General features: G+C 59.1%; 20 protein-coding genes, 2 tRNA genes and 1 pseudogene. 13 read left to right on the forward strand and 10 right to left on the reverse strand.

The features are described from left to right. Nucleotides 1-60: 60 nt before the first annotated feature. The 5 genes from ACP6KB_RS21050 to ACP6KB_RS21070 all read right to left on the reverse strand — a co-directional run bounded on the left by ACP6KB_RS21050 (nucleotide 61) and on the right by ACP6KB_RS21070 (nucleotide 4,162). A complete protein-coding gene (locus ACP6KB_RS21050; protein ID WP_442109197.1) occupies nucleotides 61-807 on the reverse strand; it encodes a YebC/PmpR family DNA-binding transcriptional regulator in 747 nt (248 codons plus the stop codon). Nucleotides 808-929: 122 nt separating this feature from the next. Beyond that, on the reverse strand, nucleotides 930-2,705 hold the full coding sequence (aspS, locus tag ACP6KB_RS21055) for an aspartate--tRNA ligase (RefSeq protein ID WP_442114357.1): 1,776 nt from the start codon (nucleotides 2,703-2,705) through the stop codon (nucleotides 930-932). A gap of 94 nt (nucleotides 2,706-2,799) precedes the next feature. Next, a complete protein-coding gene (locus ACP6KB_RS21060; RefSeq protein ID WP_442109198.1) occupies nucleotides 2,800-3,021 on the reverse strand; it encodes an FmdB family zinc ribbon protein in 222 nt (73 codons plus the stop codon). Between the two features lie 93 nt (nucleotides 3,022-3,114). Then, nucleotides 3,115-3,444 (reverse strand): ribbon-helix-helix domain-containing protein, encoded by a 330-nt coding sequence (locus ACP6KB_RS21065; protein WP_442109199.1) that lies wholly within the window; start codon nucleotides 3,442-3,444, stop codon nucleotides 3,115-3,117. 244 nt (nucleotides 3,445-3,688) lie between these two features. Beyond that, nucleotides 3,689-4,162 carry a Dps family protein gene (locus tag ACP6KB_RS21070; protein WP_442109200.1) on the reverse strand — a complete coding sequence of 158 codons (474 nt, stop codon included), beginning with the start codon at nucleotides 4,160-4,162 and terminating at the stop codon, nucleotides 3,689-3,691. A gap of 322 nt (nucleotides 4,163-4,484) precedes the next feature. Here ACP6KB_RS21070 and ACP6KB_RS21075 point away from each other — a divergent pair, with 322 nt between their 5' ends. Further along, entirely contained in the window at nucleotides 4,485-5,072 is a 588-nt protein-coding gene (locus ACP6KB_RS21075) for a cold shock domain-containing protein membrane protein (RefSeq protein WP_442109201.1), read from the forward strand. Nucleotides 5,073-5,366: 294 nt separating this feature from the next. Here the strand turns inward: ACP6KB_RS21075 and ACP6KB_RS21080 are convergent, their stop codons facing one another. Together ACP6KB_RS21080 and ACP6KB_RS21085 are read right to left on the reverse strand one after the other, a co-directional pair. Beyond that, on the reverse strand, nucleotides 5,367-5,573 hold the full coding sequence (locus tag ACP6KB_RS21080; RefSeq protein ID WP_442109202.1) for a SlyX family protein: 207 nt from the start codon (nucleotides 5,571-5,573) through the stop codon (nucleotides 5,367-5,369). A gap of 3 nt (nucleotides 5,574-5,576) precedes the next feature. Continuing rightward, nucleotides 5,577-6,008: an HIT family protein gene (locus tag ACP6KB_RS21085; RefSeq protein ID WP_442109203.1), complete on the reverse strand. Its 432-nt coding sequence runs from the start codon at nucleotides 6,006-6,008 to the stop codon at nucleotides 5,577-5,579. Between the two features lie 802 nt (nucleotides 6,009-6,810). Here ACP6KB_RS21085 and ACP6KB_RS21090 point away from each other — a divergent pair. From ACP6KB_RS21090 to ACP6KB_RS21100, 3 genes and pseudogenes are all read left to right on the forward strand, one after another. After that, a pseudogene (locus ACP6KB_RS21090) lies at nucleotides 6,811-8,122 on the forward strand (OprD family porin). Nucleotides 8,123-8,292: 170 nt separating this feature from the next. Next, nucleotides 8,293-10,008 (forward strand): proline--tRNA ligase, encoded by a 1,716-nt coding sequence (locus tag ACP6KB_RS21095; RefSeq protein ID WP_442109204.1) that lies wholly within the window; start codon nucleotides 8,293-8,295, stop codon nucleotides 10,006-10,008. 18 nt (nucleotides 10,009-10,026) lie between these two features. Then, nucleotides 10,027-10,980 carry a hypothetical protein gene (locus tag ACP6KB_RS21100; protein ID WP_442109205.1) on the forward strand — a complete coding sequence of 318 codons (954 nt, stop codon included), beginning with the start codon at nucleotides 10,027-10,029 and terminating at the stop codon, nucleotides 10,978-10,980. A gap of 61 nt (nucleotides 10,981-11,041) precedes the next feature. On the opposite strand, the gene dinB is transcribed toward ACP6KB_RS21100, so the two are convergent. Beyond that, nucleotides 11,042-12,112: a DNA polymerase IV gene (gene dinB, locus ACP6KB_RS21105; protein ID WP_442109206.1), complete on the reverse strand. Its 1,071-nt coding sequence runs from the start codon at nucleotides 12,110-12,112 to the stop codon at nucleotides 11,042-11,044. Nucleotides 12,113-12,332: 220 nt separating this feature from the next. Between dinB and ACP6KB_RS21110 the strand changes: the two genes are divergently transcribed. The 4 genes from ACP6KB_RS21110 to ACP6KB_RS21125 all read left to right on the forward strand — a co-directional run bounded on the left by ACP6KB_RS21110 (nucleotide 12,333) and on the right by ACP6KB_RS21125 (nucleotide 16,763). Then, nucleotides 12,333-12,409, forward strand: a tRNA-Met gene (locus tag ACP6KB_RS21110). Between the two features lie 131 nt (nucleotides 12,410-12,540). After that, nucleotides 12,541-12,617, forward strand: a tRNA-Met gene (locus ACP6KB_RS21115). 208 nt (nucleotides 12,618-12,825) lie between these two features. Further along, a complete protein-coding gene (mprF, locus tag ACP6KB_RS21120; RefSeq protein WP_442109207.1) occupies nucleotides 12,826-15,468 on the forward strand; it encodes a bifunctional lysylphosphatidylglycerol flippase/synthetase MprF in 2,643 nt (880 codons plus the stop codon). Next, nucleotides 15,468-16,763: a virulence factor family protein gene (locus ACP6KB_RS21125; RefSeq protein WP_442109208.1), complete on the forward strand. Its 1,296-nt coding sequence runs from the start codon at nucleotides 15,468-15,470 to the stop codon at nucleotides 16,761-16,763. Before mprF ends, ACP6KB_RS21125 begins: the two co-directional genes overlap by 1 nt. Nucleotides 16,764-16,883: 120 nt before the next feature. On the opposite strand, the gene ACP6KB_RS21130 is transcribed toward ACP6KB_RS21125, so the two are convergent. After that, nucleotides 16,884-18,782 carry a potassium transporter Kup gene (locus ACP6KB_RS21130; protein ID WP_442109209.1) on the reverse strand — a complete coding sequence of 633 codons (1,899 nt, stop codon included), beginning with the start codon at nucleotides 18,780-18,782 and terminating at the stop codon, nucleotides 16,884-16,886. Between the two features lie 254 nt (nucleotides 18,783-19,036). On the opposite strand from ACP6KB_RS21130, the gene rimO reads away from it, so the two are divergent. From rimO to tsaA, 5 genes are all read left to right on the forward strand, one after another. Then, a complete protein-coding gene (gene rimO / locus ACP6KB_RS21135) occupies nucleotides 19,037-20,374 on the forward strand; it encodes a 30S ribosomal protein S12 methylthiotransferase RimO (protein WP_442109210.1) in 1,338 nt (445 codons plus the stop codon). Between the two features lie 339 nt (nucleotides 20,375-20,713). Then, complete coding sequence (locus ACP6KB_RS21140) at nucleotides 20,714-21,184, forward strand: GNAT family N-acetyltransferase (RefSeq protein WP_442109211.1); 471 nt, start codon at nucleotides 20,714-20,716, stop codon at nucleotides 21,182-21,184. Nucleotides 21,185-21,314: 130 nt separating this feature from the next. After that, on the forward strand, nucleotides 21,315-22,025 hold the full coding sequence (locus tag ACP6KB_RS21145; RefSeq protein ID WP_442109212.1) for an rRNA pseudouridine synthase: 711 nt from the start codon (nucleotides 21,315-21,317) through the stop codon (nucleotides 22,023-22,025). Between the two features lie 47 nt (nucleotides 22,026-22,072). Further along, entirely contained in the window at nucleotides 22,073-22,534 is a 462-nt protein-coding gene (locus tag ACP6KB_RS21150; RefSeq protein WP_442109213.1) for a DUF1456 family protein, read from the forward strand. A gap of 7 nt (nucleotides 22,535-22,541) precedes the next feature. Continuing rightward, entirely contained in the window at nucleotides 22,542-23,234 is a 693-nt protein-coding gene (tsaA, locus tag ACP6KB_RS21155) for a tRNA (N6-threonylcarbamoyladenosine(37)-N6)-methyltransferase TrmO (protein ID WP_442109214.1), read from the forward strand. 133 nt (nucleotides 23,235-23,367) lie between these two features. Here the strand turns inward: tsaA and fpr are convergent, their stop codons facing one another. Continuing rightward, on the reverse strand, nucleotides 23,368-24,147 hold the full coding sequence (fpr, locus tag ACP6KB_RS21160; protein ID WP_003222277.1) for a ferredoxin-NADP reductase: 780 nt from the start codon (nucleotides 24,145-24,147) through the stop codon (nucleotides 23,368-23,370). Between the last annotated feature and the right edge of the window lie 118 nt (nucleotides 24,148-24,265).

Below are 24,265 nucleotides of genomic sequence, written 5' to 3' on the forward strand. Positions count from 1 at the left end.
GTAGGAGCGGGCTTGCCCCGCGATTGCAGCAATCGCGGGGCAAGCCCGCTCCTACAGGGGTTAGCTGAGTTGTTCCATGACCGCGTCAGGGATTTCAGCGTTGGAATAGACGTTCTGCACGTCATCCAGGTCCTCGAGCATGTCGATGAGCTTGAGCACCTTTTGCGCACCGTCCAGGTCCAGCTCGGCGCTGGTGGTCGGCTGCATGACGATTTCGGCGTCTGCGGCCTTGAAACCTGCTTCTTCAAGGGCGTTACGCACAGCGTAGAAGCTGGCGAAAGAGGTGAACACATCGAAGGAGCCATCTTCATTGCTGACCACATCATCAGCATCGGCTTCCATCGCTGCCTCCATCAACGCATCTTCGTCGACCCCGGCAGCAAAGCTGATCTGACCCTTGCGCTCGAACAGGTAGGCCACAGATCCGTCGGTACCCAGGTTGCCACCACATTTGCTGAAGGCATGACGCACGGCGGCAGCAGTACGGTTGCGGTTGTCGGTCATGGCCTCGACCATGATCGCTACGCCACCTGGACCGTAACCCTCATAGCTGAGTTCTTCAACGTTATCGGCTTCGGTCGCGCCAGCACCGCGGGCAATCGCCCGGTCGATGATGTCACGACTCATGTTGGCTCCCAGCGCCTTGTCCAGCGCCAGGCGCAGCCGCGGGTTGGAGGCCGGATCGCCGCCGCCCTGTTTGGCGGCGACGGTCAGCTCACGAATCCACTTGGTGAAGATCTTGCCTCGCTTGGCGTCCTGGCGCTCTTTGCGGTGCTTGATGTTTGCCCATTTGGAATGACCAGCCATAACGCACTCCGAATCCTTTGAAACAATGCCAAGCCCCTGCCCGGCGCTAACCTGGCAGGGGCCATAAAAATCAGTACGGCTTAACGCAAAGGCGCATCCATGTGGATGCGCCCGGGGTCTACTTACTCAGCCTTGGGCTGTTCGCGCAGACGAATGTGCAACTCGCGCAGGGCCTTGGCGTCAACCAGGCCTGGGGCCTGGGTCATGACACACGCAGCACTCTGGGTTTTCGGGAAGGCGATCACTTCACGAATCGACTGAGCGCCGGTCATCAGCATGACCAGACGGTCCAGACCGAAGGCCAGGCCACCGTGCGGTGGAGCACCGAACTTCAGGGCGTCGAGCAGGAAGCCGAACTTCTCTTCCTGTTCTGCCGCTTCGATACCCAGCAGACGGAACACCGCCTGTTGCATTTCCTTGCGGTGGATACGGATCGAACCGCCACCCAGCTCGGTGCCGTTGAGCACCATGTCATAGGCACGCGACAAGGCGGTGGCTGGGTTGGCCTCCAGCTCTTGCGGGGAGCACTTCGGCGCGGTGAACGGGTGGTGCAGCGCGGTGAAGCTGCCGTCGTCGTTTTCTTCGAACATCGGGAAGTCGACAACCCACATCGGTGCCCACTCACAGGTGTGCAGATTGAAGTCGTTGCCGACCTTGATCCGCAGGGCGCCCAGCGCCTCGCTGACGATCTTGGCCTTGTCGGCGCCGAAGAACACGATGTCGCCGTCGACCGCACCAACGCGATCGAGGATCACGTTGAGGTTGGCCTCAGGGATGTTCTTGACGATTGGCGACTGCAGGCCTTCAACGCCCTTGGCGCGCTCGTTGACCTTGATGTACGCCAGGCCCTTGGCACCGTAGATGCCGACGAACTTGGTGTACTCGTCGATACGGCTGCGCGGCATGCTCGCACCGCCAGGTACGCGCAAGGCAGCAACACGGCTCTTCGGATCGTTGGCCGGGCCACTGAACACCTTGAACTCGACTTCCTTGAGCTGGTCGGCAACGTCAACCAGTTCCAGCGGAATACGCAGGTCTGGCTTGTCGGAACCGTAGCGGCGCATGGCTTCTTCGAAGGTCATGTGCGGGAATTCGCCGAATTCCAGGTCCAGGACTTCCTTGAACAGCTTGCGGATCATGTTCTCGGTCAGGCCCATGATCTCGTCTTCATTGAGGAAGCTGGTCTCAATGTCGATCTGGGTGAATTCTGGCTGGCGATCGGCACGCAGGTCTTCGTCACGGAAGCACTTGGCGATCTGGTAGTAGCGGTCGAAACCGGCCACCATCAGCAGTTGCTTGAACAGCTGTGGGGACTGCGGCAGTGCGAAGAAGCTGCCCGCATGGGTACGGCTCGGCACCAGATAGTCACGTGCACCCTCTGGCGTGGCGCGGGTGAGGATCGGCGTTTCAACATCGAGGAAGCCGTTTTCGTCGAGGTAGCGACGGATGCTCGAGGTGATGCGCGAGCGCAGACGCAGCTTCTCGGCCATTTCCGGACGACGCAGGTCGATAAAGCGATAGCGCAGGCGGGTTTCTTCGCCAACGTCGGAGTATTCGTTGAGCGGGAACGGCGGGGTTTCGGCTTCGTTGAGCACGGTCAGCTCGTAACCCAGCACTTCGATGGCACCGGAGGCCATGTTGGCGTTTACCGCGCCAGCCGGACGGGCGCGCACCTTACCGGTGATCTGCACCACGTACTCGCTGCGCACACGGTCGGCGGCAGCGAAGCTGTCAGCGCGATCCGGGTCGAAAACGACCTGTGCCATGCCTTCGCGGTCACGGATATCGAGGAAAATCACCCCGCCGTGGTCGCGGCGACGATGGACCCATCCGCAAAGGGTAATTTCCTGACCTTCCAGGCTCTCGTTCAGTTGGCCGCAATAATGGCTGCGCATCATGATGGTGGTTTCGCTTCTCGTCATTCGTGTGTTCAGTGGAGGCCTTGGCGCCACAAAGGGCTAATAGTGCAAGACCCTGCCGGTGCAATTCAACTCAGTCAGCTTTGTCGCCGCCTGCCAGGTTCTTTTTTGCACCGGTCTTGAAGTCGGTTTCGTACCACCCGGTACCGCCCAGGCGGAACCCCGGGGCAGAAATCAGCTTCTTGAGCTCGGGCTTCTGACACGCCGGGCAATCGCTCAGCGGCGCGGCGCTGATCTTCTGAAGGACTTCCATCTGGTGATCACAGGCAGCACATTGATAGTCGTACAGGGGCATAGGCGTGTCTCGTTAACCACAGCTCAAGCTGCTTCAGGCAGTAAAGAGCGGGATTATATATGGTTAAGGAGTGCTGTGCAGCCCGGCAACCGACTAGCGTGTTACCTGCGGCCCCAACAGAAAGACCACACAGACCACCCGGATCAGCCCGCTGAAATTTCTCACCCCGCCATGGCGCAGGTGTACCTCGCGATCGACGTAGGACAGCACTGCATTGACCGAGCACTGGTTGAGTTCAGCAATCCGCTCAAGGATTCGCCAGTAAACCGCCTCCAGTCGCAGACAAGTGGCAAATCCGTTCAAACGCACCGAGCGCGACATCGGCTGAGCCAGGCTCATATTGAAGCTCTCTTCGAACGGATCGAACCCTTGCTTGTCCAGCCCACCTGTCGCACGCCCGCCACGGCTCATCCATGAAGACATATAAAGCACCACGCACTCTGACTAACCAGGAAGTAACCCCGAGCAATTCTGTTCACTCAGGGACATACCCTAATAAAGCGCTGTAGTGCGGTTTGCTTCCAGCAGACCGACCCACTCTCACTGTAGGACTGCTCGACAACTTACAAGGGATCGCATAACGAAAGAACAGCTTCCCGGATAACGATAAATGCCCGGGGCAACCATCCACCCGGGCATTTATTTCAGCAGAGAATTATCCAGCTGATTATTTATCTTCGAGCAACGAGCGCAGCATCCATGCGGTCTTCTCATGCACCTGCATGCGCTGGGTCAGCAGGTCTGCAGTCGGCTCGTCACTGACCTTCTCGAGCAACGGGAAAATGCTGCGCGCCGTACGCGTCACGGCCTCCTGACCTTCGACCAGCTGCTTGATCATTTCATTGGCAGGCGGCACACCCTCTTCTTCCTTGATAGAAGACAAGCGGGCATAGATTGAATAGGCACCCGGCGCAGGAAAGCCCAAGGCACGAATACGTTCGGCAATGGAGTCGACCGCCAAGGCCAGTTCGTTGTATTGCTCTTCAAACATCAAGTGCAATGTTCGAAAGGCCGGCCCGGTGACGTTCCAGTGAAAGTTATGGGTCTTCAGATAAAGTACATAAGTATCTGACAAGAGCCGCGACAATCCATCGACAATGGACTTGCGATCCTCTTCGCTGATACCGATATCAATAGCCATGCGATTCCCCTTTCATGATGTTTGATGATCAAGCAGGTACACCCCACTGTATCAAGACTTACCAGCAACTGCAGCCTTGCAGCTGCGACACAGGGCTGCAGGTAACCAAGGCGCTGAACGCAAGCAAGCGACACACGGTTTGCCGATGATTTGAGAAGCCCAGGGGTTTGCTGTTAAATAGGCGCCGTGCCACCCCTGACGATAGTCACAACAGGGGCGCATAGGCTGACCTTATTTTTCACGTTTTTGCGCTTCTCATACCCATGCGCGCCGTGACGTCAGCTCTTCCTGTGATATGCCTTATCAATGTGAGCCAACCAACATGTTCAAGATCGTCCACCTGTTGACGGGCGCTGCAGCTTTGCTGCTGTCCTTCATACCTAGCTTAAGAACCGACGCAGTCCCGCTACTGCAGCAACCGGAAGCCGTTTACCTGGCCCTGTTCGGCTTGCTGAACCTGCTCCTCGCCCCGGTAGTGCCGCAACATTACAAAGGCGCCCGGCTACAGCTGCAACGCCTGAGCAGCGCTCTACTGGTGCTGGCTGTGGTGCTGCAAACACTGACGCTGCTTGCCCGCCCGGAACTGGGCAATTTGCCAGCACTGGGCTGCACGCTGCTGGCTGTTACCCTACATCTGGTTGCCGGCTTCCTCAAAACGGGCAGCACGCACAACCAGCACAGCCAATACGACATGAGCAACCGCGATACCGGCACGGTCAAGTGGTTCAACACGTCCAAGGGTTTCGGCTTCATCTCCCGCGATTCGGGTGATGACATCTTCGTGCACTTTCGCGCCATTCGCGGCGAAGGCCATCGCGTTCTGGTCGAAGGTCAGCGCGTTGAGTTTTCGGTCATGAACCGCGACAAAGGCCTGCAGGCCGAAGACGTGATTGCCGCCCCACGGCGCTGAAACGCTATCCATAAAAAACCGCGGCGCCTGGGCGACCGCAGTTTTTTTATGGTTCTTCACGGATTTCCGGGGCAGGATTGGCCTTGGCTTTGAGGGCTGCGAGCTTATCCAATTGCGGTGGTGCCGAGTGGAAGTGCCTGGAGGACTTGTCGCGGTGGGAGCCAGCGGTTTTGCCTCCTTTCTCCAAGAAAAAAGGCGGAAGGGGCCAGCCCAGCCACCCCTTCAAATGGATAAGCCCACAGCCCTCGAAGCCAATCCGTGAAGAACCTTTTTCATGCCTGAAGGCAACGCCACTCAATAATGAGGCGGTGGCGCCTCTTCTTCGCTGCTTTGATACTGCCCGACCATTTCCTCATAACGCTTGAGCAAAGCCGCCATCTGCAGCTGCAGACGCTCAACCGCCCGCTGCTGCTCGACCAGCACATCGTTGAGGGCCTGGATCGTATCGTCCTGAAACGCCAGGCGGCTTTCCAGCTCGGTTACCCGCGCTTCAAGTGTCATTGCTCACACCTCGACGAATCTGATGTCGTCATTATTACTGAGCACTGTTTTCAGACGCTCGCGCACGTGTGCAACCTGATCTGACTCATAAGCTACAGCAGGCTTGTTTCCCCACACCGGAGCTGGCCAGGCTGGATCGTTGCGCTTGCGCACAATGACATGCATGTGTAGTTGGCTGACTACATTACCCAGGGTTGCGACATTCATTTTGTCTGCGGCAAAACTATCTTTCAGGGTTTCGGCCAGAAAGGTGGTTTCTTTCCAGAGTTGCGCCTGATCGCTGTCACTCAATTGAAACAATTCACTGATATCTGCACGACGCGGCACCAGAATGAACCAGGGATAGTTGGCATCCTTGCTCAGCAACAGCCGACAAAGAGGAAAATCTCCCAACACAAAGGTGTCTTCTTGAAGACGTTGATCCAAATCAAACACGGAGAATCTCCTACAACTATTTAATACTTTGCCTGCGAGCCACAGCAGTGCGAATGCTGCAGGATACCGCTAACCGCCTCCCGGAGCATGACCAAAGGCGTATGTTCCGAGAAAAAACGCACCACACCGGGGCTCACCTCTGCCGCCGTCCGACAAACGGGCAGGTAACAGCCCGAAACGTAACAAAGCGCTACTTTTCGCACCAAAATGAGGCTCCCCTTGTGCGACCAGCCCCCAAAACATCCGCAAAGTACTCAGCTAGCGGCTTTAACGGTAACGACTTAACCCAAAGGACAGCTTTTTTCTTATTCCCGCCCCGCCTGCTGGTTCGAACCAAAAGATCTTAGCCCCCCGGATTTGCGGCACCGTGCAGCCTCCAGCTGCGCCCGGCGTGAAAATTTTGTGAACGGCAGCAGCTTTTGAGCACACTTTTTGCTTTCTCATTCGCCACAGTCGGCACGACACCTGCATTGAGTCGGTGAAGCGCGACAAATAACAACAGTTGCATGGGTTAACCAGGGAGTTCGGGAGTCGGGGGGTTAGATTGTTTTTGCCTACCCTTAAACCGCCTAGAGCAGCGCTGGAGTTGAACGCCCCGCAAAACCGGGACGTGATTTGCGACAGGGACATAACCGTTAGCGACATGACCGTAAAGTTACCGAAAGGTTCTTTTCCCCCATATCGCCAACAACAGTCAGCGTGATATACATTTCCGCCGACACAAAAAGAAAGAGCCGCGCCGCATAAAAAAACCAATCGGCGACGGCAGTACTCTTCCTAAAAACCAAAGGAGCAAGTCACGATGCGCGTGATGAAGTGGAGCATGATCGCCCTGGCTGTTTGTTGCAGCAGGCACCTCGCAGATGGCAATCGCCTCGTCTCAGAGTGAATCCAAGGGCTTTGTTGAAGACAGCTCGCTGAACGTTAAAACTCGCATGCTGTATTTCAGCCGCGACTTCCGTAACGTTCCTAACGATGAACAAAGCCGCGTTGAAGAGACCGGCCTGGGCTTCCTCGGCACCTTCGAGTCCGGCTTCACCCAAGGCACTGTCGGTTTCGGCGTTGACGCCATCGGCATGCTCGGCCTGAAACTGGACAGCGGCAAGGGCCGCGCTGGTACCGGTCAGTTCCCTACCGGCTCTGACGGCCGCTCCGAAGACTCCTTCTCCGAAGGCGGTGGCGCAGTCAAAATGCGCATTTCCGACACCGTCCTGAAGTACGGTACTCAGTTCACCTCCATGCCAGTACTGGCAACTGACGACAGCCGCCTGCTGCCTGAAACCGTTGAAGGTTTCTTGCTGACCAGCAAAGAAGTCAAAGGCCTGGAACTGAACGCCGGTCGCTTCACCGCACTGAACGCACAATCGCAGTCTTACCACGACAGCATTGGCGGCCTGGACGATGACCGCAACAAGAACCCTGGCCTGACCCAGGCTGACGTGGTCGGCGGTACTTACGCCTTCACCGACACCCTGAGCTCCAGTGTCTACTACTCCCACGTAGAAGATCACTTCCGCAAATGGTACGGCAACATCAACTGGGCCCTGCCGATCAACGATAACCAAGGCCTGGTGTTCGACTTCAACATCTATGACACCAAGTCCATTGGCGACAACCGCACCGGTGCGTTTGCCACCCGTGGCGGCGAGCTCGACAACACCGCATTCAGCCTGTCCGGCGCCTACAACATTGGCGCGCACACCTTCACCCTGGCCTACCAGGCGCTGAGCGGTGACGGTGACTACGCCTACGGCATCGACGGCGGCGGCTCGATCTTCCTGGCCAACTCCATCGCCCGTTCCGACTTCAACGCCGAAGACGAAAAATCCTGGCAGGCACGCTACGACCTGAACTTCGCTGAGTTCGGCGTTCCAGGCCTGACCTTCATGACCCGCTACGCCCGCGGTACCGATGCCAAGACCCGCACCACCGACGACGGTAAGGAATGGGAACGCGACATCGACATCAAGTACGTGCTGCAAGAAGGCGCAGCGAAGGACCTGAGCTTCCGCGTTCGTCAGGCCACCTACCGCTCTGGCGATGGCGTTTACTACGGATCGCCATCGATCGACGAACTGCGTCTGATCGTCGAGTACCCGCTGAGCATCCTGTAAGCCCCGGGCTTTCAGTATTCCCAGCACGAAAGAGCCCGGCACTGCCGGGCTTTTTCTTGTCTCGATTCGGGCTGACAACGCCGTCGTGCTCCGGCATCCTGTACGCCACCGAATCGCCCCCGTACAATGCGGGGTCATTTTAAGTCTTAAGCAACCGACAACGGCCTACCATGCGCACCAGTCAATATTTGCTCGCTACTCAAAAAGAAACCCCGTCCGACGCGGTCGTCATCAGCCACCAGCTCATGCTGCGGGCCGGCATGATCCGCAAGCTCGCATCCGGCCTTTACACCTGGCTGCCGATGGGCCTTCGGGTTATGCGCAAGGTCGAGACCGTGGTCCGCGAGGAAATGAACGCCGCCGGCGCCCTGGAAGTGCTGATGCCAAGCATCCAGCCTGCCGAACTGTGGCAGGAGTCTGGCCGCTGGGAGCAGTACGGCCCCGAGCTGCTGCGCCTGCAAGACCGTCATGGGCGCGATTTCTGCGTCGGCCCGACCCACGAAGAAGTGATCACCGACCTCGCCCGCAACGAGCTCAACAGCTATAAACAGCTGCCATTGAACCTGTATCAGATCCAGACCAAGTTCCGTGACGAGATCCGTCCGCGCTTTGGCCTGATGCGTGGCCGCGAATTCATCATGAAGGATGCCTACTCCTTCCATGCCGACCAGGCTTCCCTGCAGGAAACCTACGACCGCATGCACCTGGCCTACAGCAACATCTTCACCCGCCTGGGCCTGGACTTCCGCCCAGTACAAGCCGACACCGGCTCGATCGGCGGTAGCTACTCCCACGAATTCCACGTACTGGCCGAATCCGGCGAAGACGATGTGATCTTCAGCGACAGCTCCGATTACGCTGCCAACATCGAGAAGGCCGAAGCCATTCCACGGGAAACCGTGCGCCCGGCGCCAACCGAAGAGCTGCGCCTGGTCGACACGCCGAACGCCAAAACCATCGCCGAGCTGGTAGAGAACTACAGCACGCCGATCGAGAAGACCGTCAAGACCCTGATCGTGCATGCCGCCGAAGAAGGCAAGCTGGTTGCGCTTATCGTCCGTGGCGACCACGAACTGAACGAGATCAAGGCTGCCAACCTGCCAGAAGTCGCCAGCCCGCTGGTCATGGCCAGCGACCAGGAACTGCGTGACGCCATCGGCGCCGGTGCAGGCTCGCTCGGCCCGCTGAACCTGCCAATCCCTTGCATCATCGACCGTTCGGTTGCGCTGATGAGCGACTTCGGCATCGGTGCCAACATCGATGACAAGCACTATTTCGGCGTCAACTGGGAGCGCGACCTGCCAGTTCCACAAGTGGCAGACCTGCGAAATGTCGTTGAAGGCGACCCAAGCCCGGATGGTCAGGGCACGCTGGTGATCAAGCGCGGCATCGAAGTCGGGCATATCTTCCAGCTGGGCACCAAGTACAGCGAAGCACTCAAGTGCCAAGTCCTGGGCGAAAACGGCAAGCCTGTGACCCTGAGCATGGGTTGCTACGGTATCGGTGTTTCGCGCGTGGTGGCGGCTGCCATCGAGCAGAACTATGACGAAAACGGCATTATCTGGAGCGACACCCTGGCCCCATTCCAGATCGCTCTGGTACCGCTGCGCTACGAAACCGAGCAGGTGCGTGAAGCGACCGACACGCTCTATAAAGAGCTGACCACCGCTGGCTTCGAAGTACTGCTGGACGACCGTGACAAGAAAACCAGCCCGGGGATCAAGTTTGCCGACATGGAACTGATCGGTATTCCGCACCGGATCGTGGTCAGCGACCGCGGCCTGGCCGAAGGCAACCTGGAATACAAGCACCGCACAGAGCGTGACGCGCAAGCACTGCCACTGGCTGAGGCGCTGTCGTTCCTGCAAGCCCGCATTCGTCGCTAAGCCAACGCAAGAGTAATCATGTTCAAGCGAAGTACCTTTCCCCTGGGGGGCGCCGCACTGTGCGGCGCCCTGTTACTCAGCGGTTGCGCCAACCAGATGTCGCAGCGCAGCGAGCATGAGGAACGCATCGAGCGCAAGCTGCTCGAACACAGCCTGCAAGTCGATGTCGGGGACCCGAAGGTGCTCGAACTGCCGCAGCGGCGTGTGCGCATTCACGAACAGAAAAACTTCGAAGTCACCGAGTTCGAAGTTACCCGTCGTTATGACCGCTACACGCCCTACCAACCCTGGCGGGAAATCTACGAGATCCCGTTGGGGGCGGTGGCAGTGGTTGCCGGCGTTGGTGCCAATGTGGTCAATATCTTCGCGCTGGGCAACCTGCCCGACAGTGTCACGCGCGACTGGTTCAGCTACGGCGTCGACGGCCTCAACCCGTTCATGAATGCTCAGTCCAACGGTCGCGCCCAGCAAAACCTTGCCGGGATCACCGAGATTCAGAAGGACAAGCGCCAGGAATACACCAGCCTGCCGTGGAGCGACCGTCCGGTTGAAGTCAAGGCTGGCAAAATAAGCCATACCCTGACCACTGACCGCAACGGGGTGTTGCTTCTGAACCTGCTCGACAGCCCGTTCTCCGAACAGAACCTGACTCACATTGGCACGTTGCACCTGCAAGTCGCCGATGAGGACAACAATGTCCGTGGCGATGCCAGCCTGCTGATCAGCAGCACCTTGCGCAGCAAACTGGTGGAAGCCCACGACTTGATTTTTGATGACCTTGAAGACGACGAAGTCAACCAATGGGTACATCGGGTCAAGCGCTTGTCTGAGCTGGGGCTGGAAGAAGAGGCCAGCGAGCTGGAACAGAGCCTGATCGAACTCACGCGCAACGATCCTGAGTTGCAGCAGGAGTTTCTTCAGGCACTGACCAAGGATGCCGGCCGCCTGGTGGCCGATCCTGGCGTGCATTGATTGACTTATCGCGGGGCAAGCCCACTCCTACCGTAGGAGCGGGCTTGCCCCGCGATAGCATTCACACACCATCGCGACCAAACAGTTCCAACTGCTCATGACCCGCGCGTAAATCCTGCAAACGCACACCAATGCCCAGCAGCCTTACTGGCTTGCCGCCACGGGCAAATGCCTGGCTTAGCAACTGCTGGTAACTGGCAAGGTCACGCCCGGCGCCAGACTGCTCCAGGGTCGTCTGGGTAAAATCGTGAAACTTCACTTTGACGAAAGGTTTACCCGGCCGGTAGCTATCGTCGATGCGTGCCACCCGCCCTGCCAGGGAGGCCATCAGTTCCGGGAGTTTTTCCAGGCAACTGTTCAGATCAGGCAAATCGGTGTCGTAGGTATTTTCCACACTCACCGACTGACGGCGACTGTCATTGTGCACAGCACGATCATCGATCCCCCGCGCCAGCCCCCACAAACGCTCGCCAAAGCTGCCGAACTCACGGGCCAGGGCCAGGCGACTCCAATCACGTAGCTCCAGGCAAGTACTGATGCCCAGGCGCCCGAGTTTGTCCGCTGTGACCTTTCCTACGCCATGCAGCTTACTGACCGGCAGCGCGGCAACGAAGGCCTCGACTTCATTGGGGGTGATGACAAACTGACCATTGGGCTTGCGCCAGTCGCTGGCTATCTTGGCCAGGAACTTGTTCGGCGCTACGCCCGCCGAGACGGTGATGTGCAGTTGCTGGGCAACCCGACGGCGAATATCGGCAGCAATGCGTGTTGCGCTGCCAGCAAACCAGCTGCTATCCGAAACATCCAGATAGGCTTCATCCAGTGACAAAGGCTCGATCAGGTCGGTGTAGTCGCGAAAGATCGAGTGAATCTCCCGGGAGGCTTCTTTATAGGCATCCATCCGTGGCTTGACGATCAACAGATCAGGACACAGTTTCAGTGCATGCCGGGACGACATGGCTGAGCGCACACCATAGGCCCGCGCCTCATAGTTGCAGGTAGCGATGACCCCACGCCGGTCAGCCGAGCCCCCTACCGCCAACGGACGCCCCACCAGACGCGGGTCGTCACGCATTTCGATAGCCGCGTAAAAACAATCGCAATCTATATGGATGATCTTGCGCTGGGACATCTGCGGCCTAGGCCATAGCTGAAAATGGTGTAAGTAGTATCTCACCGCTGCGCACCAATACACCACTTAACACTGGATGAATATACACATTAACTGTCAGAAGGCCCCGCCCACCGGCCTCACAGGCTTCGTTGAACGCGCTAAGCATTTGAACAAAAAAGGATTTCTTCAAATGAGCGCTTGACACGACAGCGCATAACTGTAGAATTCACCTCACAGGCGCGGGATGGAGCAGCCTGGTAGCTCGTCGGGCTCATAACCCGAAGGTCGTCGGTTCAAATCCGGCTCCCGCAACCAGATTCAGAAAAGGCCACTCTTCGGAGTGGCCTTTTTCTTTGCCTGAAAAAAGGCATCGGCATAAATATATTGAAAATCAACAGTTAAGCGTTGACAGCCTGAGCAAAGGCTGTAGAATGCGCCCCATCAGACGCGGGATGGAGCAGCCTGGTAGCTCGTCGGGCTCATAACCCGAAGGTCGTCGGTTCAAATCCGGCTCCCGCAACCAAACATCGAAAAAGGCCACTTTGCAAAAAGTGGCCTTTTTTGTATCTGCGTTTCAGCCCCCCTCCTCTCAGCCCGCGCGGCAATATAAATTTTCTTTAACTATCCTCTTGGTATGCAGCGGCCCGATCATAGTGGCCATGACTTTCCATAGGGATTGGTACCTTGGCTGGATTCTTTCCTCCTGGCGTGCGCCCTTCAAGAGATGTTTGATGCGCAGCCACACACCCGACACCGAAGCTCCTGTCACTTCCGCTCTGCCCGTTGCCGCACAACGTTTGCGCTGGATTGAGCGCTTGAGCCGCTACAAGCAGCCCATCGGCCTGGCAGTGACGTTACTGCTGTTCAGCATTGCCCTGATCGCTTGTCGCCATCTGCTCAGCGAACTGGACATCTATGCTCTGCATGATTCGCTGCTCAGCGTGCCGCCCGCCTCGCTGGGCGGCGCGCTGCTGGCAACCGTGGTGGGTTTCGTTATCTTGCTGGGTTACGAGTGGTCGGCCAGTCGCTACGCAGGTGTCAAACTGCCGCCCCAGACCTTGGCCATGGGTGGTTTCAGTGCTTTTGCCATTGGTAACGCCATAGGCCTGTCACTGCTCTCCGGTGGCTCGGTGCGCTACCGGCTTTACGCGCGCCAAGGCATTGGTGCGGCAGAAGTTGCGCGCATGACCCTGTTCGCCAGCCTTTCGCTAGGCTGTGCCCTGCCACCACTGGCCGCCATGGCCACCTTGAGCAACCTGCCGGCAGCGGCAACAGCCTTGCATTTACCCCAAGCATTGCTGGCAGGCATCGCCCTGGCAGTGCTAGGCCTGGCGGCCCTGCTGGTTCACGGCCTGTACCGCCGGCGTCTGCCGGAACAGCCACAGGCCGACAACTTGCTGGTGCGGGTCGGGCGTCGCACCCTGCGCCTGCCCGGTGCACGCCTGACGGCCCTGCAACTGCTGATCACCGCTCTGGACGTGGCCGCTGCGGCAACCGTGTTGTACCTGCTGCTGCCTGAAGCGCCACCCTTTGGGGCTTTTCTTCTGGTATACCTGCTGGCCCTGGCAGCCGGGGTGTTGAGCCACGTACCCGGTGGTGTCGGGGTGTTTGAAGCGATCCTGCTGGCCGCCTTTGCCGATCAACTCGGTGCTGCGCCACTGGCTGCGGCCTTGCTGTTGTATCGCCTGATTTATGTTGTGCTGCCATTGCTCCTGGCCTGCGCCTTGTTGTTGGCCAGCGAGGCACGACGCTTTTTGCTCACCCGCCAGGCCATACGCGCAGCATCCGGACTGGCCGCCCCGGTGCTGGCGGTGCTGGTGTTTCTCTCTGGCGTCGTCCTGTTGTTCTCTGGCGCCACACCGGAAATCGACGAGCGCCTGGAGCACCTGGGTTTTCTGATTCCCCATCGCCTGATCGATGCCTCGCACTTCGGCGCCAGCCTGATCGGTGTGTTGTGCCTGCTGCTGGCCCAGGGCCTGCGCCGCCGCCTGTCTGCCGCCTGGATGCTAACCACCATCTTGCTGCTGGTCGGCGCCCTGCTCTCACTGCTCAAGGGCTTTGATTGGGAAGAGGCCAGTATTCTGACCTTCACCGCCTGCCTGCTGGCGCTGTTCCGTCGCTCCTTTTACCGCCCCAGCCGCTTGCTTGAGCTGCCGTTCTCGCCGACCTACCTGGTCGCCAGTGCCTGCGTACTCGCGGCGTCGATCTGGCTGCTGTTGTTTGCCTATCAAGACGTCCCTTACAGCCATCAGCTGTGGTGGCAGTTCACCCTGGACGCCGATGCCCCTCGCGGCTTGCGCTCTGCCCTGGGCAGCGCGATTTTGCTGGTGGTCGTCGCCCTGACATGGCTTCTGCGCACCGCACGTCCGGTCATTCACTTGCCAGGCGCCGAGGAGCTGCAACGCGCCAAACAGATCCTGCAGGCCTCGGACCAACCCGATGGCGGCCTGGCGCTAACCGGCGACAAGGCGCTGCTGTTCGATCCTGAAGATGATGCGTTTCTAATGTATGCCCACCGCGGTCGCAGCCTGGTTGCCCTGTACGACCCGATTGGCCCAGCGCAGAAACGCGCCGAGATGATCTGGCAGTTCCGCGACCTGTGTGACGTTCACCATGCCCGCCCGGTGTTCTATCAGGTGCGCGCGGAGAATCTGCCGTTCTACATGGACATCGGCCTGACCGCGATCAAGCTGGGCGAAGAGGCACGGGTCGACCTTCATCGCTTCGACCTGGAAGCCAAAGGCAAGGAAATGAAAGACCTGCGCTACACCTGGAATCGAGGCGGCCGCGATGGCCTGAGCCTGGAAGTGCATGAACCAGGACAAGCGCCACTGGAGGAGCTAAAAGCGATTTCCGATGCCTGGCTAGGTGGCAAGAACGTGCGTGAGAAAGGTTTCTCCCTCGGTCGTTTCAGCCCCGAATACCTGCAACATTTTCGCATTGCCCTGATCCGCTTCGAGGGCCGCCCGGTGGCGTTTGCCAACCTGCTGGAAACCCACAGCCGCGAACTGGCAAGCCTCGACCTGATGCGCGCCCACCCACAAGCGCCAAAGCTGACCATGGAGTTCATGATGGTCGGCCTGATCCTGCACTATAAAAGCCTGGGTTACGCCCGCTTCAGCCTGGGCATGGTGCCACTTTCCGGCTTGCAACCACGTCGTGGCGCGCCATTGACTCAACGTTTGGGCTCGATGGTGTTCCAACGTGGAGAGCAGTTGTACAACTTCCAGGGGCTGCGCCGCTTCAAAGACAAGTTCCAGCCCGACTGGGAACCCCGCTACATGGCCGTGCCGGCCGGACTCGATCCGCTGGTGGCACTGGCCGACACCGCCGCCCTGATCGCAGGCGGCCTGACCGGATTGGTGAAACGCTGATGATTCGACGCTACTGGCCGTACTTCCTGGCAACCCTGGCCCTGAGCTTGCTCGCTGCCGTTCTGGGCTTCTGGCTGTGGACCCGCCCTGCACCCGAGCCACGCCTGGAACACTTGACCCTGGGCGATGGCAGTAGCCTCACCCGCACGACGCCTGGCACCCACACCAAAGCCCACGTGGCCATCGCGGTCACTCAGGATCAAGCGCTGACCGACAAGCAACTGCTGAACCTGAGCCAAAGCGGCGAAGCACAGATCGTACAAGTCATCCTGCCACCCAGCGACTGCACCTTACAGCAAACTGCACTGAATCAGGCCCTGCAACAATTGCAGGGCCCGGCCTCCGTGGTCGCGGGTATCGGCCCAGGTGCCGCACAAGCCTGGCAGTGGTTGGCGACACAGAATGACGACAAAGCCCTGGCGATCTCGGTAGATTTCAATATCGAGCGCGCCGGCTGCGCCAGCCCTTTACCGAAGTCGGCAGCCCACGGCCACTGGAATGTGGCCTGGAACGACAACCCCGACGACGCCAGCGCAGCGTTTGTACGCGACCAAGCCAATGCCGAAACCAGCATCAGCGATTACGACATCCACCTGCCGCAAGTGCTCAAGGCGCAGCTGACCCAGGCTTTGCTGGGTGAAGAAGGCAACGCCATGAGCATCCCGGTGGTCGAGGTACCCGCCGGGCAGACCACCGATACTGTGACCCTGTTCCTCTCCGGTGATGGTGGCTGGCGTGACCTGGACCGTGATGTTGCCGGCGAGATGGCAAAACTCGGTTATCCCGTGGTCGGCATCGACACCCTGCGCTACTACTGGCAGCACAAAACACCCGAACAAAGCGCCATAGACCTCTCGGAGCTGATGCAACACTACCGTCAGAAATGGGGCACCAAACGCTTTGTGCTGACCGGCTACTCCTTCGGTGCCGACGTTCTACCGGCGATTTACAACCGCCTTCCCGAGGAAGACCAGAAGCGTATCGACGCGGTGATTCTGCTGGCCTTCGCCCGCAGTGGCAGCTTTGAGATCGAGGTCGAAGGCTGGCTGGGCAACGCTGGCAAAGAAGCGCCTACCGGACCGGAAATGGCCAGGCTACCGGCGGCGAAAGTGGTGTGTATCTACGGTGAAGAAGAAGCTGACGAAAGCGGCTGCACCGACCACACCGCCGTTGGCGAACGCCTGAAACTACCAGGCGGCCATCACTTTGACGAGAACTACCCGGCACTGGCCAAGCGCTTGATCAGCGATATCGAAACCCGCCAGGGCAAAACCAGCGTCGCCGAACAGAACTGACCCTTTATCAACTGTCTTGCACTACCTGTGGGAGCGGGCTTGCCCCGCGAACACGGGCGAAGCCCGTGCCATTCACCGCAGTGCCTGCTTAGCGGGCCAAGCCCGCCCCTGCAGAACCCGTTATATTTCAACTTGGGTGCCCAACTCGATCACCCGGTTCAACGGCAAGTTGAAGAAGCGCAAAGTACCGTTGGCATTCTTCAACAGGAACGCAAACAACATCGCCCGCCAACGCGCCATCCCCACCAGCCGCGACGGAATCACCGTCTCCCGGCTGAGGAAATAGGTAGTGCGCATCGGGCTGAAGTCCAGCCCCTCCAGATGGCATAGCTTCAACGCGGCCGGCACATCCGGTTCGTCCATGAAGCCAAAGTGCAGCAGCACGCGGTAAAACCCCTCGCCATAGGCTTCAATTTCAAACTGCTGCTGCGCCGGCACCCTCGGCATGTCTTCACTGATCACCGTCAACAGCACCACCTGGTTGTGCAGCACCTGGTTATGCAACATGTTGTGCAGCAACGCATGGGGAACGGCATCCTGCCGGGCGGTGAGGAACACCGCCGTGCCCTCGACCCGGTGCGGCGGCTGCACGCGAATACTGCTGATAAACAGTGGTAACGGCAGGCTGCCTTCATCCAGGCGCTCAACCAAAATCTGCTTACCGCGCTTCCAGGTGGTCATCAAGACAAACAAGGCGATCCCCGCCAGCACCGGAAAGGCCCCGCCCTGCACCACTTTCGGCACGTTGGCGGCAAAGAACAGGCCGTCGACAAACAGGAAGCTGAGCAGTACCGGTACCGCCAGTATCGGTGGCCACTTCCACAGCAACAGCATGACGGTCGACACCAGCAGCGTGGTCATCAGCATGGTCCCGGTCACTGCCACGCCATAGGCCGACGCAAGCGCGTCAGACGACTCGAAGGCGAGCACCAACAGGATCACGCCAACCATCAGCGCCCAGTTCACCGCGCCGATATAAATTTGCCCTTGCTCGTCATGCGAGGTGTGCTGGATTTGCATGCGTGGCACATAACCCAGCTGGATAGCCTGGCGCGTCAGCGAGAAGGCCCCGGAGATCACCGCCTGAGAGGCAATCACCGTTGCCATCGTGGACAGGCCGACCAACGGTATCAAGGCCCAACTTGGCGCCAGCAAGTAGAAAGGGTTACGCGCCGCCTCCGGGTTCTGCAAGAGCATCGCGCCCTGCCCGAAGTAGTTGAGTACCAATGCCGGCAGCACCAAGGCAAACCAGGCGCGTGCAATCGGTTTGCGGCCAAAGTGGCCCATATCGGCATACAGCGCCTCGGCCCCGGTCAAGGCCAGCACCACTGCGCCGAGAATGGCGACGCCCATACCAGGGTGAACAATGAAAAAGCGCACAGCCCACACCGGATTGAACGCTTTGAGCACTTCAGGGCTCTGGGAAATGCCATGCACGCCCAACGCCGCCAGGACCAGAAACCAGACGACCATTATCGGGCCAAACAAGGTACCAATCCGTGCAGTGCCATGCTTTTGAATCAAAAACAACCCAACCAGCACAACCAGTGCAATCGGCACAACCCAGTGGTCGATCCCGTCGAATGCCAGCCCCAGGCCTTCCACCGCTGACAACACCGAAATGGCCGGGGTGATCATGCTGTCGCCATAAAACAGCGCAGCGCCAATCAGGCCGCACACCACCATTACCGCACGCAACTTGGGGTACGGCGCTGACGCCCGCCGGGCCAGGGCGGTCAGGGCCATGGTGCCACCTTCACCCTGGTTGTCGGCACGCAGGACGAACACCACGTACTTGAACGAGACAACCCAGATCAACGACCAGAAGATCAACGCCAGGATGCCCAGCACGCCGTCATGATTGACCGGCACGCCATAATTGCCGGAAAACACTTCTTTGAGGGTATACAGGGGGCTGGTGCCGATATCACCGTAAACCACCCCGACTGCCGCCACCAGCAGGCTCAGCGGCCTGGCCGCCGAATGCCCCGATTGCGCCTGATCGCTTGCCTGAACCATCCGTCGCTCCTGCAACCAAGACCCGTGGGCCAGTAAAACGTTAAAATGCTCGCAGCCACACCACGCGCGCTTGCAGAGCCCGATGTAAACACAGGCATATCGTCGCGAAGCATAGCTTAGCGTTCGTCGCTTTTCTGCTGGTCAAGTGACTTTGCGCCCGCTAGAATTGCGCACTTTTTGATCAGAGGCGCTGCTAGCGCCCAACAGGACAGCGCGCTTGTGGCACGACTGTCCCCCTTACACCGAGGTTAGTCATGTCCACCACTCCTACGCCAACCACGCCTAAGGTCGGCTTCGTATCTCTGGGATGCCCCAAGGCCCTGGTCGATTCCGAGCGCATCCTGACCCAGCTGCGCATGGAAGGCTATGAAGTCGTGCCCACCTATCAGGACGCCGATGTGGTGGTGGTCAATACCTGCGGCTTTATCGACAGCGCCAAGGCCGAGTCCCTTGAGGTCATCGGTGAAGCCATCAAGGAAAACGGCAAAGTCATCGTTACCGGCTGCATGGGTGTCGAGGAAGGCAACATCCGCGACGTGCACCCAAGCGTGCTGGCCGTAACCGGCCCGCAGCAGTACGAACAAGTGGTTACCGCAGTGCACGAAGTGGTACCACCGCGCCAGGACCACAACCCGCTGATCGACCTGGTGCCGCCGCAAGGGGTCAAGCTGACGCCGCGCCACTACGCCTACCTGAAGATCTCCGAAGGCTGCAACCACAGCTGCAGCTTCTGCATCATTCCATCGATGCGTGGCAAACTGGTCAGCCGTCCGGTGGGCGACGTGCTGAGCGAAGCCGAGCGCCTGGTCAAGGCCGGGGTCAAGGAAATCCTGGTGATTTCCCAGGACACCAGCGCCTACGGCGTCGACGTCAAGTACAAGACCGACTTCTGGAACGGCCGTCCGGTCAAGACCCGCATGCTCGAACTGTGCGAAGCCCTGAGCAGCCTGGGTGCCTGGGTGCGCTTGCACTACGTTTACCCGTACCCGAACGTCGACGACATCATCCCGCTGATGGCCGCCGGCAAGATCCTGCCGTACCTGGACATCCCGTTCCAGCACGCCAGCCCGAAAGTGCTCAAGTCGATGAAGCGCCCTGCCTTCGAAGACCGCACCCTGGCGCGCATCAAGAAATGGCGCGAACAGTGCCCGGAGCTGATCATCCGCTCCACCTTCATCGTCGGCTTCCCAGGCGAAACCGAAGAAGACTTCCAATACCTGCTCGACTGGCTGACCGAAGCCCAGCTCGACCGCGTCGGCTGCTTCCAGTACTCGCCAGTCGAAGGCGCCCCGGCCAACGACCTGGGCCTGGATGTTGTTCCGGACGACGTCAAGCAAGAGCGCTGGGATCGTTTCATGGCCCATCAGCAGGCAATCAGCACCGCCCGCCTGCAACTGCGTATCGGCCGCGAAATCGACGTGCTGATCGACGAAGTTGAAGAAGAAGGCTCGGTAGGCCGCAGCTACTTCGACGCGCCGGAAATCGACGGTAATGTGTTCATCGATGGCAACCACGGCTTCAAGCCGGGTGACACCGTGCGCTGCCGGGTGACCGACGCCGACGAGTACGACATGTGGGCTGAACCCATCTGACCGTAGCGGTTGAAAATAGCCCTGCCGATTCTGGCGGGGCTTTTTTTTGCTTCTTCACGGAGAGCGTTGAGGGCTGTGGGCTTATCCATTTGATGGGGTGGCTGGGCTGACCCTGCCGGTGGGAGCGGGCTTGCCCCGCGATTTGCTGTATCGCACCAGATCGCGGGGCAAGCCCGCTCCCACCGCGACCAGCCCTCCAGGTGCCACCACAGCAATTGGATAAGCCCACAGCCCTCAACGCTCTCCGTGAAGAACCCAAAAAAGGATCTTTACGGAATGCCGGGGAAGAATCTTTTTTTACAACTATCGTTCTCTCAATTACCCAAGGAGAACAACGCAATGTACAGGCACAACAACGTGCAGACTCCAAGCTTCAGCGACTACCCGGAGCTGGCGCGTGTCTGGGAAGCGTCGGTGCGTGCGACCCATGATTTCCTGCCCGAAAGCTATATCTGCCTGTTGCGTGAACTGCTACTGAGCCAGTACCTCGATGCAGTGATGCTGATCTGCTGCAAGGATGCCCGCCAGCGCATCACCGGTTTTGCCGGGGTGGCCGCCGGGCGCGTGGAAATGCTGTTTATCGATCCGGCCCTGCGTGGCCAAGGCCTGGGCAAACGCCTGTTGCGTTATGCCATCGACGAACTCAATGCCGACCAGTTGGACGTTAACGAGCAAAATCCCCAGGCATTGGGTTTTTACCTGCGTCAGGGCTTCGAAGTTGTAGGACGCTCGGAAACGGATGGCATGGGCCAACCCTATCCCTTACTCCACCTAAGGCTGATTCAGGCAGAATCCGTCAAAACTGGCTGACAGAAAGCGTAATACTTTTCTGAAATGCAGTGAAATCGCAGATTAATGCCCGGACGGGCGAATGTAGCCGGGCCTGAGTGCGCCCGGACGGTTACAATAGGCATCTTTCCCTATGCCTACGGCTGTCGTCATGTCTGAACCCATTCGCCTTTCCAAACGCCTCATCGAACTGGTCGGTTGCTCCCGCCGGGAAGCAGAACTGTACATCGAAGGCGGCTGGGTCACTGTCGATGGGGCTGTGGTTGACGAACCGCAGTTCAAGGTAGCCGACCAGCGCGTCGAGCTGCTGGCCGGCGCCCGCGCCGAAGCCCTGGAACCGGTCACCCTGTTACTGCACCAACCGGCCGGGCTGGACATCGAGAGCGCCTGTCGCAGTATCACAACCAGCAACCTGTCGGCCGAGCACAGCCAGGGGCGTCGCCCACTCAAGGGGCATTTTGCCCGTTTGAGCTGCGTCGCCCCCTTGCAGGACGGCGCCAGCGGCCTGCAAGTGTTCACCCAGGATTGGCGGGTAACGCGCAAGCTCAACGCCGACCTGGCCAAGCTTGAACAGGAATATGTGGTTGAGGTCAGCGGTGAAATGATCGCCCACGGCCTGGAGCGACTTAACCGCGGGTTCACCTGGAAGGGCAACGAACTGCCGAAGATCAAAGCCAGCTGGCAAAACGAGACGCGCCTGCGCATGGTCCTGAAAAACCCGCAGCCGGGTCTGATTGCCTTGCTGTGCAGCAGCGTTGGCGTCACGCCGCTGAGCATGCGCCGGATTCGCCTGGGCGGCGTTTCCATGAGCAAGCTGCCGCTGGGCCAGTGGCGCTACCTGGCGAGCAGCGAAAGATTCTAGCAACAAGGCGCCGCCACCCGGGCAGCGCCCCGAACAGGATTGTCACCATGATTCACAACGATGTACTGCGCAGCCTGCGCTACCTGCTGGACGTCAACGACGCCAAACTGGCCGATATCATCAAGCTTACCGGCTTCAATGTCAGCACCAGCGACATTGCCGGCTACCTGAAAAAAGAGGATGAAGAAGGTTTTGTTCGCTGCCCCGACGAAGTCATTGCGCACTTTCTCGATGGCCTGGTGATGTTCAAGCGCGGCAAAGACGATAGCCGCCCTGCGCTGCCCATCGAACTGCCGGTGACCAACAACATCATCATGAAGAAACTGCGGGTAGCGTTCGAGCTGAAGGAAGACGACCTGCACGCGATCCTCAAGGCTGCCGATTTCCCGGTGTCCAAGCCAGAGCTGAGCGCTTTGTTCCGCAAAGTCGGGCATAACAACTACCGGCCCTGCGGTGACCAACTGCTGCGTAACTTCCTCAAGGGTCTGACCCTGCGGGTTCGTGGCTGAGCCGCCGATGAACTACAGCGTTGCACCGATCGGTTTTGTTCGTTCCTGCTTCAAGGAAAAGTTCGCCATCCCGCGCCAGCCTCAACTGGCGCCTGCGGCGCGTGGCGTGCTGGAGCTGCTACCGCCGTTTGACAGCGGTGATGCCGTGGCCGGGCTCGAACAGGTCAGCCATGTGTGGATCCTGTTCCTGTTTCACCAGGCCCTGGAAGACAAACCCCGGCTCAAGGTGCGCCCACCGCGCCTGGGTGGCAATACCTCCATGGGTGTGTTTGCCACCCGCGCCACCCACCGACCGAATGGCATTGGCCAGTCGGTGGTGCGCCTGGAAAAAGTAGAGGCCGGGCGCTTGTTGCTGTCGGGCATCGACTTGCTCGATGGCACCCCGGTGCTTGATATCAAGCCCTATGTGCCCTATGCCGACGCCGTCAGCACGGCGACTAACCAGATGGCCAGCGCGCCGCCTGCGCCAATTGCCGTCAGTTGGAGCGACAGCGCCCTGCCCCAGGCTTGTGAGCACGCCCAGCGCCTTGCAGAGCCGCTGGTAGAACTGATCGAACAGTGCCTGGCCCAAGACCCGCGCCCGGCGTACCAGATCCCGGCGCCGGAGCGTGTATACGGGGTGAAGTTCTGGGATGTGCAGGTGCGCTGGCACTATCCGCAGCCGGATCAGATCCGCGTGTTGGAAGTGGTGTTGGATTAGTGACCTGTAGGAGCGGGCTTGCCCCGCGATACCGGTTTGTCTGTCAGATTGCATCGCGGGGCAAGCCCGCTCCCACACCAGAGGTCAATAAAAAAAAGCAGGCCTAGGCCTGCTTTTTTTGTTTCAGCGTTGCTTACTTCTCAACGAAGGCACGCTCGATCAGGTAGTCGCCTGGCTCACGCATACGCGCCGAAATCTTCAGACCGAAGCTGTCGAGCACTTCGCTGGTTTCGTCGAGCATGCTCGGGCTACCGCAGATCATTGCACGGTCGTCCTGAGGATTGATCGGCGGCAGGCCGATGTCGCTGAACAGCTTACCGCTGCGCATCAGGTCGGTCAGACGCCCCTGGTTCTCGAACGGCTCGCGGGTAACGGTTGGGTAGTAAATCAGTTTATCGCGCAGCGCCTCACCGAAGAACTCATTCTGCGGCAGGTGCTCGGTGATGAACTCACGGTAGGCGACTTCGTTGACGTAACGCACGCCGTGAACCAGGATCACTTTTTCGAAACGCTCATAGGTTTCCGGATCTTGGATGACGCTCATGAACGGCGCCAGGCCAGTGCCGGTGCTCAGCAGGTAGAGGTGCTTGCCTGGGTTGAGGTCGTCCAGCACCAGCGTGCCGGTAGGCTTCTTGCTGATGATGATCTCATCGCCTTCCTTCAGGTGCTGCAGCTGCGAGGTCAGCGGGCCATCCGGCACCTTGATGCTGAAGAACTCCAGATGCTCTTCCCAGTTCGGGCTGGCAATCGAGTAGGCGCGCATGAGCGGGCGGCCGTTGGGCTGTTGCAGGCCGATCATCACGAACTGACCGTTCTCGAAGCGCAGACCCGGATCGCGGGTGCACTTGAAGCTGAACAGGGTGTCGTTCCAGTGGTGAACACTGAGGACACGTTCGTGGTTCATGTTGCTCATGTACGGGCTCCTGAAATAAAACGCAGCGCTAACCTAGAGCGCGATTGCGCGATAGTTTAGTGCGAGCGACAATATCTGTTAAATGAATTATCAAGATATGTCTTATCGGTTATATAGA

This window comes from Pseudomonas sp. NUPR-001 (assembly GCF_052147955.1).
Taxonomy (GTDB): domain Bacteria; phylum Pseudomonadota; class Gammaproteobacteria; order Pseudomonadales; family Pseudomonadaceae; genus Aquipseudomonas.